The organism is Bacillus swezeyi (assembly GCF_030908325.1).
Taxonomy (GTDB): domain Bacteria; phylum Bacillota; class Bacilli; order Bacillales; family Bacillaceae; genus Bacillus; species Bacillus swezeyi.
The window spans coordinates 901,215-915,424 of record NZ_CP133085.1 but is presented as its reverse complement, the minus strand read 5'-3'; the positions used below and the strand labels follow the sequence as shown (position 1 = coordinate 915,424).

Below are 14,210 nucleotides of genomic sequence, written 5' to 3'. Positions count from 1 at the left end.
AGGATATCAATGAAAAATAAACCGAAAATCCAAACAAATAAAAGAGCCATTAAACGAAATGAATATTTCATAAACACAGCAGAACAATTAAAACCGCAGCTGCTGCAAACGACCGTGCGCCCGGACAATTTAGCCGTCGTTTCTGCAGATCCGCTTGCGATACATGGCTGGCGGGCAATGGCGGTCTCTCCCGCCGAAGAGCTTGGCGGCGGTGATTACGGAAAAGGCGATCAATTTATTCTCGATTTTGGCACACACCTTGTCGGATACGTGAGCATGTACATTAAACCAATCGGAAGTCCGCCCGATGCTCCGCTTCGCCTGCGCCTGACCTTTGGCGAAATGCCTGTTGAAATGGCAGAGCCGTTCTCTGAATATAACGGCTGGATCAGCAGCTCATGGCTGCAAGAAGAAACGATTTATATAGATGTGATGCCCGGGCAGGTTGAGCTGCCGCGCCGCTACAGCTTCCGTTATCTGAAGTTCGACATCCTGGATACTTCGCCAAAATACCGCGTCGCCTTTGACGAAGTGACATGCAGGACGGTGACTTCTGCCGACAGCTCGCGCGTCAAACCGCTCATTCACGAAGATCAAATGATGTGTGAGATTGACAAGATAAGTATGAAAACACTGCAAAATTGCATGCAGGATGTGTTCGAAGACGGGCCGAAGCGCGATCGGCGTTTGTGGCTGGGCGATTTGCGCCTGCAAGCTTTGTCAGATTATGAGACCTTTCACAATTATGACCTTGTGAAGCGCTGTTTGTATTTATTTGCGGGGCTCCCCGATGCCAAAGGGCAAGTAGCGGCTAATTTATTTACCGCGCCCGAATATATTGCGGATGACACTTATTTCTTTGACTATTCACTGCTGTTTGTCAGCACATTATATGATTATTATTTTGCCGCAAATGACCGCGGCACGCTGTCTGATCTTTGGCCGACCGCATACCGGCAAATCGAGCTTGCACTCGATCGTTTAGACGAGCGCGATATCGTCCAGGACGATGATTCATGGTATTCATTTATTGACTGGCATGAAAAACTTAACAAGCAGACATCTTCACAGGCCATCTTAATTTATGCAATGAAACAGGCGGTGAAGCTTGCAGAGGTTCTGGAGAGCGGAAAGCGGCAATGTTTAAATAAGCGGCTACAAGAGATCTCATCAGCAGCAATTGCTCATTTATGGGACAAAGAAAAGGGGTTTTTCGTCAGCGGACAGGAAAAACAGATCTCATGGGCGAGCCAGATTTGGATGGGATTGGCGGAAGTGCTGCCTCCGGCGGAAAATCGCCGGCTCATGCAGAGGCTCTTGTCAGAAAAGCCGGCCATCGGCCTCACAACACCGTATATGCATCATTACTTGGTCGAAGCGCTTATCCTTGTCGGCGAAAAGGAAAAAGCCATCAGCCATATCAAAGGCTATTGGGGAGAAATGATGAAAGACGGAGCAGATGCATTTTGGGAGGCATACGACCCAAACGACAAAGCGTTCTCGCCATACGGAAGCCAATTAATCAACAGCTACTGCCATGCCTGGAGCTGCACACCGGCCTATTTCATCAGGAAGTACCGCTTATAGGCCTTTTCGAAAGCGGCTTGGCGTCTCTCCAAAATGCTTTTTAAACGTCCGATAAAAATAACCTAAATTTTCATAGCCGATCTGATAAGCAATCTCATCGATCGTTTTCCCGGTTTTTCTCAGCATCGCGGCTGCGCGGATCATCCGCTGAGTCTGCACCAGCTCGACAAACGTTTGGCCTGTACGCGCTTTCAGCATATTGCTTAAATAATTCGGATTAAAATTAAACGCTTTTGCCAGCGTCGTCAGGCTGCAGTCGCGATAATGCCGTTCAATATAATGCAGAATCTCGATGATGTTGCGTTTACCTCCTGTAAGGGTGAGCTCAAAATTTTTATCGACCTGATACACCCGCATCAATTCGGTAAACATTACGGGAATATAGTAATTCAGCATCTCAAACGAATAATCCTGCGAATCAAAAAACTCGCACAGCATATTTTTTAAGATATACTGCAAATTGTCGTTGTCTTGCGAGTGAAACAAAATATAGCGGTCATGGGATTGATCTTCCAAAACGGCATTCGCCAAAAAATTCGAAACGATCCCGGTATTATGGAGAAGACCTAAAAAAGCCGATGAAAACGTCTCTTTTTTCATGATGATGTTCACCAAAATATCATCTTCGCCAAGCGCCGGTATGCTGTGCGGCACATCTTGATCAAGCAGGCAAACCTGCCCCTCCATCAGCTTAATGTCCTGCCCGTTCACAATCTGCCGGCACTCGCCTGAGTAAATATAATTGATTTCGATAAAGGAATGCATGTGGAGTGGCATATCTGCAAAACGGTGATGCTTGCTGATAAAAATCGGCCCTTTATCAAAAAAATAATTTTCCTGCAAACGGGGAATATCGCTGTCGTTCTCAACCAACAGCTCCTTTCCGTCAAAATCGGGAACATTTTCCCCCGTCTTGATCTGGATTTTTTCAATCGGGTCTAATTTTCGCAGGTAGCGGTCTAATTGGCGGTGATTCATGGCGGCTGCCTCCCTGGTTTGTACGGCGAGGGTATCTTATTCGGGGCGGACAAAAGGAATGGATTCTCAAACGTATATGGCCTTCAATTAAAAAGATTCGACTTCCTTCCCGGTAATCCTGCTTTAGAAATAGAAAGAGCCTTTTTATATGTCAAAAGGCTCTTTTGTATTTATATTTTCTTTTCTCATAGCACCCCGTCCTCAATTCATATATGTCCCGCCATTCACATTAATGGTTTCACCTGTTATAAAGTCAGACATGCTTGAAGCCAAAAACAAGACGGCATCTGCTACATGTTTCGGTGTGCCCAGCTTTTGCAAAGGGATTCTGGCTGTAACTTCCCGCCGGTATTCGTCAGACCACTGCCGGCTCATGTCCGTTTCGATAGGTCCGGGACAAACAGCGTTGACATATATGTTGTTTGGCGCCATTTCCAAAGCGAGATGCCTTGTCAAATAATTAATGCCGGCTTTTGAAGCGCCGTATGATGGAGCGGCATTCCGATGGGCGGATTTTGCTGTTGTCGAACTCACATTGACAATCTTCCCGTATTTTTGTTCCATCATATAGGGCAAAACAGCTTTGCAAAAAAATAGCGTACCGTTTAAATTAACATCCAAAACGGTTTGCCAATCCTCTATTTTCATCTCTAATGTTGAACTCCGCATATTAATCCCTGCATTATTGACCAAAATGTCAATTCGTCCAAAATGTTCCATCGCCGCCTCCGCAGCCTGCGCGGCAGTCTCTGGCCTGACGGCATCTCCAATGTGGATGACGCATTTTTGTCCAAGCTCTTCAATCTGCAACGCCAAATCATTCAACAATTCAGCATTTGTTCCGTTGATGACCAGTGATGCACCGTGTTCAGCCAATGTCAATGCAACAGCTTTCCCGATCCCCCTGCTTGCGCCTGTTACAATCGCGGCCGTACCTCTCAGCAACAAATCGATCCCCCCTTTTATGACATTTTGCCGTTCTATTAAACTAGGTATTAAGCTTTCACCCATTCTTCTGTAATGGCGACATACTTAATGGCTTGCCTGTAATACGTAAATGCAACATGGATTTTTCCGTCCGGGGTTTGTTTGATCGCAGGATAAGAGTATTCTCTATTTAACCCATCCTTAGAGTTATTTGTCATCGCATACCCATCGCCAACTTCTATATTTTTAATGTAAGGCCATGTTTTGCCGTTGTCTTCTGAGATAGCGATTGTCATAGGCGCTCTTGGCGCTCCCCAGAAAGCCGTCCGTCCCTCCTCAGCATTTTCATTCATATCAGCACTGTGATCATCTTCATCTTCGATCTCGTCATATAATGATGTCCTGCGTTCAGTACAGTTCTCAGCGTTCATATGATTAAAAACTAAAGCCAGATGGCCATTATTCAGCTTTGTGAATTGAATGGAAGAATTATTATTAGGCAATTCTGTTGGAACGGGCTCAGACCATGTTCTTCCATAATCGGTTGAAAAGCTGCTGTAAATATTGTCAGCCCAACGGCTGCGGAATAATGCCAAAAGCGTCCCATCTTCCAGCATTTCAACATTCATATGAACACAGCCTAAACTATTAGGCACTTCGTATTCTTCCCATGTTTCCCCTTGATCTTTGGAAATCTTAACGGCGCTGACGTCCTGATCACCCGTCCATTTTCTCCCTTTGGACGTACGGCAATAAAAAACAGGCAGCAGCCATTCCCCATTATCCATGACAACAAGCGGCTGGCGAATAAAAGTTCCCGGTGTGTCAAACAACGTGCCGATCGGCCCCCAAGTATGTCCATTATCTTCTGAAATGCGATATCTCACTATCGCCGTATCTTGATTTCCCGACTTTTGCGCTGTGTATAACAGCCACAGTTTTCCATCCGGCGCAGTAAATAAAATAGGATTTTGTTCAGACCGGGTTGGATCTTCAGAGACTTTTACGGCTTTGCTCCATGCTTTTTCTCCTTTCTTCAGCCTTGACATGTATATATGGATGTCTGAAATGCCTTCTTGTGTCCCTGCAAACCAAACGCATAATAAATCGCCGTTATCTAGCGGCAGCAGGTTGGCTGCATGATTTTGCACACAATCAGATGGGATATATGCTTCAATACGAGAGGTATCACTTTCTGCTTGTTTCACTTTTCCGTCAAATGTCAGATTATCCACTTGAACCACTCCTTAAGATTTTTAAAAGCTGGAAACGCTTATTTTATTTCCGCCGATTCATTGTTTTGAATGGCATCATTTTGGGAAATTTTCTTTCCGCCGATCAATCGGTCAATGATCATGACGATAAATGGCGTAATCACAGCAATGTACATATTATCGATGCCAAACGGGTTATCAAGCAGCCACCACACCGTTGTACCAATCCCTGACGCAGCGAGTCCTATAGTCGCTCCTCTGTTGGAACTGAAAAACGGAAGATAGAATCCCATGGCTGCTACAACGGCAATCGATGTTCTCAGCGCACGTGTGAAAAATGACAACGCTAACAATTCCGGGGCAAAAGCTACGCCGACCAATGGTATAATGCCGACAACAACTGAGATGATCCGGGTCATTCTCAATTGTTTTTCTTGTGTCGGCTTGGCCTTTGGAACATAAAAATCTTCGATAATTAATGTCGTCGTTGCCAATGCCACCGTTGAGACGCCTACAAAAATCGAGGCTACTAAAGACGTCGCCACAATCGCGCTCAAAATCGGGTTCATATGCTGCATAAAGATAGGGAACGCATAAATCGGATCAATGTCAGGGTATAAATAACGGGCGCACACCCCGATCACTCCGATGCCGAGCGCAAGCGGCAAACATAGGAGCGCAGCATACATGCTTGATTTTTTAGCCGCTTTGGCGCTTTTCGATGAAGTGATGGCTTGAATGATAAACTGAGTTGAAAAGATAGCGCCCATATTGCCGATCAGCCATGCGAAAATCGTGCCCGCGCCGATCGTTCCATCCCAAGTAAAATAATGCTTTGGAAGGTTTTCCATGACCGGGTTGAAACCGCCGCAAAGATACAGCGCAATCCCAACCGTTATCATCACACCGGCATATTTTACAAGTGAATGAAGAATGGTTACCCATGCCATTCCCTTCATCCCGCCAAATGCAAAGTAAAACGTGCTGACGATAGCCGTAATGATGGCGCATGTCATAAGAGGAAGACCGAGCAATGAAGAGATGGCGGCAGACCCGCTGAGATAGTTTCCTAGATTCACCAACAGGAGGGCGCCGATCATAATGACGGATACGACCACCTTCGTCGACTTGCCAAATTTTTGTTCGATGATGCTGGATATCGTAAACTTTCCGGTTCCGTAAAATTTATTGACTAAAAAGAAAGAAAAGAGAAAAAATGCGATTGTCACAGTAACAAGCGACCACGAAGAAGCAATCCCTTCAGTAAAAGCCGACTCGGCCGTACCGACCGTCGACTTCGTGCCGATAAACTCAGACATCAACAAAATCCCGACTACGATCGCAGGCAGCGATTTTGCCGCATTATTAAATTCCGCATTTGATTTGCTACGAAGCCTGAACGTCAGCCACGTTGTAAACAGGATATACACGACAATGACCGCCAATATAAACGTGATGCTTGAAGCGCTTAATCCTCCCATTACGTTTCCCCCTTTGGTTGCAATTCAACAAAGCGATTAGTCTAAGAATCACTGAATATTAACAACTGAATTACGGTTGCTGATGCGCCCTCCAAATAAAGCGCTTTCAATCTTGCCCTATGATAAGCTTTATGTATATCCACAATCCGGGTTTTTCACACTCGCTCTCAGCGCATAGATTCAATCGCTTTCCCCCCTTAAGTGACTTTTCGATCTTATTAAATCCGCAAGAATGCCGTCCGCTTTCCTAAGCCAGTTCAGTTGTTTATTTTTAAAACACATTATTTTTGTATGTGCTTTCAAATATGATTATATAACCTTTATGTTTATTTTATCAACAATAAATGGTGAGAAAATTATAAAAATCCATGAAAATGTAATAGGTGTTTCAAAATGAAACACCTAGATTCCGACCCTCAATTGACTTACTGATTTTCCCATCATTTTTATGTCAAGGACATCCTTTAACAAAAAGGCGTTTTTCAAAACGAATTGTCAATTTCTTTTGAAATTACTTAATTTAGATAAAAACTCCCACCGCCTGTTCCCATATCCAACATACACTTTTCATCTTGAATAAGAGAAGCAGCCATACTTCCTTCTCCTTTGCTTTCAAAATGATTTGATATGAGCAAAGTAAGGTCATAAACACCGTCTAAATCATTCATCTCGTCCAACGAATAGATGTCGTCTTTAATGCTCTTCACGTTTTCATGGCAATACAGTTCATAAATGATATTTCCCCCTCCAAATGTTAAAGTTTTGATATGTTTAAAACTATTGGAAGGACTCTCAAATATGAAAGGATGTTATGTTTCATGTTAGCAGGATACACATCATTCAATCATAATGACACAGGCATTTCGGAACGCCCTATTGGAACATAAACAGGAAACGCTCCTTCTTTTCAAAAACAAGAAACCACTCGCCTTCCACAAAGGCAAGTGGTTCTATTATCATTTATTTTAATTGTTGATAAGAAATCAATCGATGGATATGGACAGCCAAATACGTTAGTTCATCATTCGGAATGACGTTTCCGTGTACCTGCTTGATATAATCCTTAATTTTGAAAGCTACATCCATTGCTTGCGGATATAAATTAGCAATTTGCTCAAACAATTCATTCTCCTGATCTGCCAGCAGTTTATCAGCGTAAAATCTTTCAACAAAAAATTTAACGTGTGTGATAAATCGGCTGTAATGGATATTTTCTTGATCCCATTTCATGTTTAATGTGTAACGGACAAGATTCACAATACTCCCGATCATTTTTGCATATTTCATTCCATCTTTTGATTCTGTTTCTTCACCTAATGCATTAATTAAGTGGAATGCAATATTTGCCGCTTCCTCTTTCGGTAATTGGATCCCTATTGTTTCATTGATGAGCCGCAGCGCATAATTCCCTGCCTCAAACTCTTCCGTATAGTAGTTTTTAATTTCCCAGTAGACACGATTTGTAATATTGATGTTCTTTTTATAACGCTCTACTGCAAAATTCAAGTGATCCATTAATGTGAAGTATACGCCGGAATTTAGCTTTGTTTTTAACTTTTCTTCTGCATAATGAACAATTTGCTGTGTCAATTCAATAAATTCTTGCGGTATTGAATCCAACAGTTGGAGAAATTCCTTTGCCTTCATATTGTCTACTGGCATAAACACTTGATCAGCTTGTTTTTCTTCAATCCTGTTCCCTGGCTTTTGCCCATAACCGATGCCCCTGCCGAATAAAACCATCTCCTGTTGGTTCTGATCTACAGCCAGTACCACACTCGAGTTTAAAACCTTTTTTATTTTAAACATCGCCATCACCTTTTCATGAATGCGGTTTTTTAGTCTAACACTTCTCCATTTGTCTCAATCACTTTCTTATACCAGTAGAATGAATCTTTGCGTGAGCGCTTCAATGTCCCGTTGCCATCGTCATCTTGATCAACATAGATAAACCCATATCGTTTGGACATTTGAGATGTTCCCGCACTAATAATGTCAATCGATCCCCAGCTAGTATATCCAAAGAGATCAACACCTTCTTCAATGGCTTCTTTCATCTGACGGAAATGCTCTCTGAAATAGTTAATACGATAATCATCATGGATAGATCCATCGCTTTCGACAACATCTTTAGCACCCATGCCGTTCTCCACAATAATGAGAGGTTTTTGATAGCGATCATACAATTCAATGAGCGAAATCTTTAAGCCGATCGGATCGATTTGCCAACCCCAATCTGTTGCAGGTAAATATGGATTTTTCACACCACGAATCGTATTGCCATCTGTTTTTTCCAGCCCTTCCTGTGCAGATTCTGTCAGGGACATATAGTAACTAAATGAAATGAAGTCTACCGTATTTTCTTTCAAAATGGCAAGATCGTTCGCTTCCATCTTAATATTGATATTTTTTCGTTCTAGCATGTGTTTGATCAATGGCGGATATTCGCCAAACACTTGAACATCTGCATAGAAATAGTTATCTAGGTTTTGCTTCAGTGCGCGTTCAACATCATTCGGATGACAAGTGTGCGGGTATGTCGTAAGTTTCGTTAGCATACATCCCACCTGACTGTCTGGAATGATGCGATGACAATCTGCTGTCACAAGAGCAGATGCCACAAATTGATGATGCAATGCTTGATAAACAGTTTCTTCTATTTTCCCCTCTGGACAGCGGTCAGGAATGATTCCCGCTGTAATGAAAGAATGGCGGTGTATACTGTCAATTTCATTAAAGGTAAGCCAATATTTCACAACATCTTTATAGCGTTCAAAACACACATTGGCGAACTTCACAAAGAGGTCGATCACTTTTCTTTCAACCCATCCGTTGTATTTCACACTAAGTGCTAATGGCATTTCATAATGTGACAAAGTCACGATCGGTTCAATGTTATGTTTTTTCATTTCTTGAAACAGACGGTCATAAAACTGAAGACCTTTCTCGTTTGGCTCAGCTTCTTCTCCCGTCGGGAAAATTCGGCTCCATGCAATCGATATACGCAATGTTTTAAAACCCATTTCTGCAAAGAGAGCCAAATCTTCTTTATAGTGATGGTAAAAGTCAATACCTCTGCGCTTCGGATATTTTTTCTCGTCTGGGTCTTTCATTGCACGTTCAATGTTTTCAGAAGAAACAGCAAGGTGTCCTTCGTAATCTTCCACACTCAAATTCGAACGGTACATGGCAATATCTGCAACAGACGGTCCTTTTCCATCAACATTCCAAGCTCCTTCTGCTTGGTTTGCGGCAATCGCACCGCCCCATAAAAAATCTTTCGGAAATCCTTTAGTCGTTGTCATTATGATTACCCTCCTAATTGTGTAACAACCATCAACGTATCTTGACGATTGACCTCTTTTAATTGCGTTACTTTTATATCATATTGATCCGTATTCGTAATAACTGCTAGTGTAACTGGATCATAACCTGCTTCTATGATTTTTTCCAGGTCGAATTGAATGAGCAGATCACCTGCTTTGACTTGACCCCCTGCTTGCACCAATGGTTTAAAGAACTTGCCCTCTAGCTGAACGGTGTCGATTCCAATGTGGAAAAGAACCTCAACTCCGTTTGCTGTTTTCATACCGAGCGCATGGTTTGTTTCAAAGAGAAGGGAAACCTCGCCATCTACCGGTGCATATAGTTCACCCTTTGAAGGAATAATGGCAATTCCTTCTCCCATTACCTTTGAAGAAAATATGTCATCTTCTACATCAGATAGTGAAATCATTTGACCAATGACTGGACTTTTGAATGTCTCATCTGTGCCAAGTTTTTCAGCGAAAGCACCTTGCTCTGCTTCTTTTTCCGTTTCTTCTGTCTTTCGATCTTTTCCTAAAATAAAGGCAGCAGCAAAAGCAACAACAAATGAGATGGCAAAACCAATCACTGCAAACATGAAGTTGCGGGGAAGCTCGTCAGATATGAACATCGACATACTTGCAAGACCAGGTCCAACAAGAACAAACGCTTGAAGTCCGACAAGTCCGATGAAGATACCGCCGATGAAAGAACCGATCATGACACTGCCAAGCACACGTTTATTTTGTAATGTCACCCCGTATAATGCCGGTTCGGTAATGCCAAAAAATGCTGAAATCCCTGCAGAAATGGCAGTTGAACGAAGCACTTTATCTTTTGTACGAAGGGCAACTGCGAAGCACGCCCCACTTTCAGCGATATTGTGTGCAAGTGATGCAGGCAAGTAGAGTGCTTCTTTTCCGAGATTGCCCATTGTCGTTACAGCGTATGGCACCATCGCTTTGTGCATCCCCGATGCGACCATAAATGGAAGGACTGCTGCCAGGATCGCAACCGCAACCCAGCCTACTTTGTCAAACATAGCAAGGATGAGTGCTGTGAAGCCTTGCCCTGCTGTAAAACCGATTGGTCCCAGCAACAGGAGAGTGATCGGAACTGTAATAACCAATGACATCATCGGTACGAAGAAGATACGAATTGGTTTTGGCGAAATGCGAGTAAACCATTTTTCCATCTGTGCATACAACAGGACAGATAAAATCGCCGGAAACACCTGATAGGCATACGCAATATTTTTCACATCGAATGAAAATAATTGAGCGCCTTCTGTCAGCATAGCCGTCATGTTTGGCAGAATAAGAGCACCGACTGCCGATAATGCAACAAGCGGATTCACTTTTAATTTATTGGCTGTCGTCACGGCTACTAGCAATGGCAGGAAGTAAAGCGGCGCATCACCAACCATATTTAATATCTGATACGTTTGCCCTTTGGCATCAATTAATCCGAATAACGAAAATAGGAGGAGAAACGATTTTAAAATCCCTCCACCCGCAATGGCTGGAACAAGCGGTTGAAAAACACCAACAATGAAGTCTAATAGTACAGTCCCCACTTTTCGCTTTTCCTTTGGCTGATTGGAAGGCCCATTATGTCCAGAAGGTGATCCGCCGAGAAGGCCGGTCAATTTCTCATAGACTTCGATGACATCGTTTCCAATTACAACCTGGCATTGGCCCGACATACGGACGGCGATGACACCTGGTGTTTTCTCAAGTGCCTGTACATTCGCCTTGTTTTGATCAATCAATGTAAAACGGAGTCGTGTCGAACAATGCTCCAAGTGGGCAATATTCTCTTTACCGCCTACATGCTGCAATACGTCTTTTGCAGTTTGTGTGTAATTCATTGTTTCTCCCCCTTTTCTGAAACATGAGACCTATATTTAGGCAATAAAAAAAGGACCTAAACCGACAAATTAAAGAATTTATCGGTTTTAGATCCTGCCTGCATGACCAGTCACATGTCTAATTTATCAATATTGGATTTGATTAAAGTATATATCGGTTTTATGAAAGCGTCAACATTTATTTTGTTTTTTCGGAAAGAAGTAAATTTCCTGGTCGAATGACCTACAATTTATTCCTAATAGCGATCATGAACATCTTCAAGCACTCGCAAATCGTGCGCCAAGGTTCCAGGGTTACAAGACACATAAACCACACGCTTCGGCTTTATCTCAATCATCGTCCGCAGCAAAGCATCATTACAGCCTTTACGCGGCGGGTCAATCACAAGCGAATCAGCCTTAATCCCTTCCTCATGCCACTTCGGAATCACGGTTTCCGCTTCACCGACGGCAAATTCGGCGTTCTCAATGCCGTTCAGCTTGGCTTTGTCGTAGAGCACTTTTGTCTGTTCCGGGTTGACTTGGTAGAACGATCTGGCGGAGATGGCGAATTTGATGCCGGATTGGTTGCAGATCTCTTTGATCGCTTGAACGACAAAGAAAAATCCCAGCCGCTGAAAGGCTCATCTGCATGTTTTAAAAACGAAAAAAATGTTTTGTCATTCATTATCTTTCCCTCCTCATGTTAAAAGTTTGGATATGTTTTAAACATTGGAGGGCCTCTCACAAATATGAAAGGTTGTTATGTTTCATGCTCTTTCGGTTTCATCATTAACAGCTCCCCGTTTCATGATTGAAAAAAAAGCCCCAAAAGGGACTTCAGCAAACTTAACCTCCAACAGGCAATTCTGCTGTTTGAACACTTCCTGACGCCAGATTGTGACTTTGTGATAAAGCAGCTCCGCCTAAGACCACAGCTGTTAACGACAAGCAAAGAATGACTTTTTTCATTACAATCCCTCACTCCCTAATGATCTCATTTTGTTTTCGGCTTTCATGGATATTTTAACAAATTCCAGTGCTTCCTTGTAATCTCCTTTGCTTTCAAAATAATTTGATATGAGCAAAGAAAGATCGCAGACACCGTCTAAATCGTTCATCTCCTCCAAGGAAAGGATGTCATTTTTGATGCTCTTTACGCTTCCATGACAATACAGTTCATAAATGATATTTATTTTCTTTTCATAATGCTTATTCCCGCTTTTCTGTAATTCCTCTTGTCCCTTTTGGTAATAATACAGAGCCGCTTCTGTTTCGCCGATTTTGAAAAACTCTCTGACCAGCATGTAAAGAGAGTTGATATAATAGCTCGACTCACACCACTCAGGATTGCTCAACGCATGCTGTACAGCGAGGATGCAGTCCTGGGACCGGCCTGAATTAGAGTAAAGGATGCTGATGTTGTGATGGAGCATCGCCTCTAAAAACGAATCGTTAATTTCTTTAGAAATTTCAATCGATTCTTCAAAGTACTTCTCAGCCTCTTTAAAGCGCTGCATCTGCATATAATTTGTTCCCATCACAACTTGGGAAATCGCCATCTTCTTTTCGTACCCGTCATGCATTTTGTAAATATTCATCGCATCTCTCGCATAATTGAGGGAAACCGCATTTTGCCGGAGGGACATATACAGCCAGGACACTTTGAAATAAAACTCAGCCGCTTCGATTTTATCGGGTACCTTCGCCAATTTTTTCTCCGCTACCTTATAAAGGCTGATCGCCCGCTCAAAATTCTTGTTATACGATTCGTGCATCGCCTCAAAAAAGTAGAAATAGTAATCGATCATATCATCCGTCTGCTCGATACACTTGATTTGCGAATCATTAAAATAAGACTCTCGCGGCAACCGCTCTCCCCTCGCATCATAAAGCATCATCCGATACCGTTCTTCAAGAAGCGAGAAGTAGGCGAGCACATTCTGATTCTCTTCCATCTCGGCAAACATTGACTTTGCCTGTTCAAAGAGGCTTTTTGCCTGTTCAATATCATGCTTTTTAATCGCCAAATGGAATTCGTTTAACACCCCCGCTACAACCTCTGAAGCGACCTTGCTCATGCCGAACCCCCTCTTTCATAAAGGAATGTTGTCTATCTTTAAAATGATCTTATCATATGTGTAAATTTTTGTAATGACCTTTTGTCAACTAGTGAGAGAGCTTGGCCTCAATACAAGATATACTATAGTAAAAGAAAACGAGTTAGAGAAAAGGTGGCTATCTTGTTGTTCAAATAATATACGGATCATCCCCCAAGGTTCTCCTTCTAACAATCCATGGAGGGTAAAAATATGATGAGCAACATCCACTTTTTGGAGAAATATATGTAAATAAAGCAATGTTTAAGACATGATACAAAAGTTTTATTCTTTAAAAGAGCATGACATAACCAAAAAGCTGAAGAGCGAATTGGGTTGAAATTTTCGAAGGAGTTAAGACATTAAAGAAAAAATCGATATGGATTTTTCATAGGGATCTTGAAGGGATTCATATTAGAGACGTAAGACCAAAACCACAATGCATTTTCATCTGATAGCAAGGCTCATCAATAGCGAATGCCATATCTGTAGTTGTACGCCGACCTATTTTGTCTACGAATATACTCGAAAACGGCTTGTACTCTTTCCAAAATACTTTTTAAACGTCCGATAAAAATATCCAATTTCATAGCCGTCCAGATAAGCAATCTCATCGATCGTTTTCCTGGTTTTTCTCAGATCCCGGCTGCGCCAATCATCCGCTTAGTCTGAATAAGCTCGACAAACGTTTGGTATGTCCGCTCTTTCAGCATATTGCCCAAATAATTCGGCGTCGTTAGGCTGGAATCGCGATAATGCTGTTCAATAT

The 14,210-nt window shown here is 42.5% G+C and carries 11 protein-coding genes and 1 pseudogene; 1 reads left to right on the top strand and 11 read right to left on the bottom strand.

Features of this window, described 5'->3' with window-relative positions:
- The first annotated feature begins 9 nt into the window (after positions 1–9).
- A complete protein-coding gene (locus tag RBH91_RS04250) occupies positions 10–1,587 on the top strand; it encodes an alpha-L-rhamnosidase-related protein (RefSeq protein ID WP_307893586.1) in 1,578 nt (525 codons plus the stop codon).
- On the opposite strand, the gene RBH91_RS04245 is transcribed toward RBH91_RS04250, so the two are convergent.
- The 11 genes and pseudogenes from RBH91_RS04245 to RBH91_RS22615 all read right to left on the bottom strand — a co-directional run bounded on the left by RBH91_RS04245 (position 1,582) and on the right by RBH91_RS22615 (position 14,080).
- The gene (locus RBH91_RS04245) at positions 1,582–2,565 is read right to left on the bottom strand and encodes an AraC family transcriptional regulator (protein WP_307893585.1); all 984 of its coding nucleotides are present in this window, start codon (positions 2,563–2,565) and stop codon (positions 1,582–1,584) included. The genes RBH91_RS04250 and RBH91_RS04245 overlap by 6 nt on opposite strands.
- Positions 2,566–2,766: 201 nt before the next feature.
- Positions 2,767–3,513: an SDR family NAD(P)-dependent oxidoreductase gene (locus RBH91_RS04240; protein WP_307893584.1), complete on the bottom strand. Its 747-nt coding sequence runs from the start codon at positions 3,511–3,513 to the stop codon at positions 2,767–2,769.
- Between the two features lie 47 nt (positions 3,514–3,560).
- Complete coding sequence (locus RBH91_RS04235; protein WP_404802472.1) at positions 3,561–4,727, bottom strand: sialidase family protein; 1,167 nt, start codon at positions 4,725–4,727, stop codon at positions 3,561–3,563.
- A 38-nt stretch (positions 4,728–4,765) separates the two neighbouring features.
- Positions 4,766–6,187 (bottom strand): sodium:solute symporter family protein, encoded by a 1,422-nt coding sequence (locus tag RBH91_RS04230; RefSeq protein ID WP_307893582.1) that lies wholly within the window; start codon positions 6,185–6,187, stop codon positions 4,766–4,768.
- Positions 6,188–7,147: 960 nt separating this feature from the next.
- Positions 7,148–7,996: a PRD domain-containing protein gene (locus tag RBH91_RS04225; RefSeq protein ID WP_307893581.1), complete on the bottom strand. Its 849-nt coding sequence runs from the start codon at positions 7,994–7,996 to the stop codon at positions 7,148–7,150.
- Positions 7,997–8,025: 29 nt separating this feature from the next.
- Entirely contained in the window at positions 8,026–9,492 is a 1,467-nt protein-coding gene (locus RBH91_RS04220; RefSeq protein ID WP_307893580.1) for a glycoside hydrolase family 1 protein, read from the bottom strand.
- A gap of 5 nt (positions 9,493–9,497) precedes the next feature.
- Entirely contained in the window at positions 9,498–11,363 is a 1,866-nt protein-coding gene (locus tag RBH91_RS04215) for a beta-glucoside-specific PTS transporter subunit IIABC (protein WP_307893579.1), read from the bottom strand.
- Positions 11,364–11,617: 254 nt separating this feature from the next.
- Positions 11,618–11,920, bottom strand: a pseudogene (locus RBH91_RS04210) (23S rRNA (uracil(1939)-C(5))-methyltransferase RlmD); the annotation flags it as partial.
- Positions 11,921–12,191: 271 nt separating this feature from the next.
- A complete protein-coding gene (locus RBH91_RS04205; RefSeq protein WP_307893578.1) occupies positions 12,192–12,314 on the bottom strand; it encodes a PhrK family phosphatase-inhibitory pheromone in 123 nt (40 codons plus the stop codon).
- Positions 12,314–13,423 carry a response regulator aspartate phosphatase gene (locus RBH91_RS04200; protein ID WP_307893577.1) on the bottom strand — a complete coding sequence of 370 codons (1,110 nt, stop codon included), beginning with the start codon at positions 13,421–13,423 and terminating at the stop codon, positions 12,314–12,316. Before RBH91_RS04200 ends, RBH91_RS04205 begins: the two co-directional genes overlap by 1 nt.
- 531 nt (positions 13,424–13,954) lie before the next feature.
- Positions 13,955–14,080 carry an AraC family transcriptional regulator gene (locus RBH91_RS22615; RefSeq protein WP_404802494.1) on the bottom strand — a complete coding sequence of 42 codons (126 nt, stop codon included), beginning with the start codon at positions 14,078–14,080 and terminating at the stop codon, positions 13,955–13,957.
- Positions 14,081–14,210 lie beyond the last annotated feature (130 nt).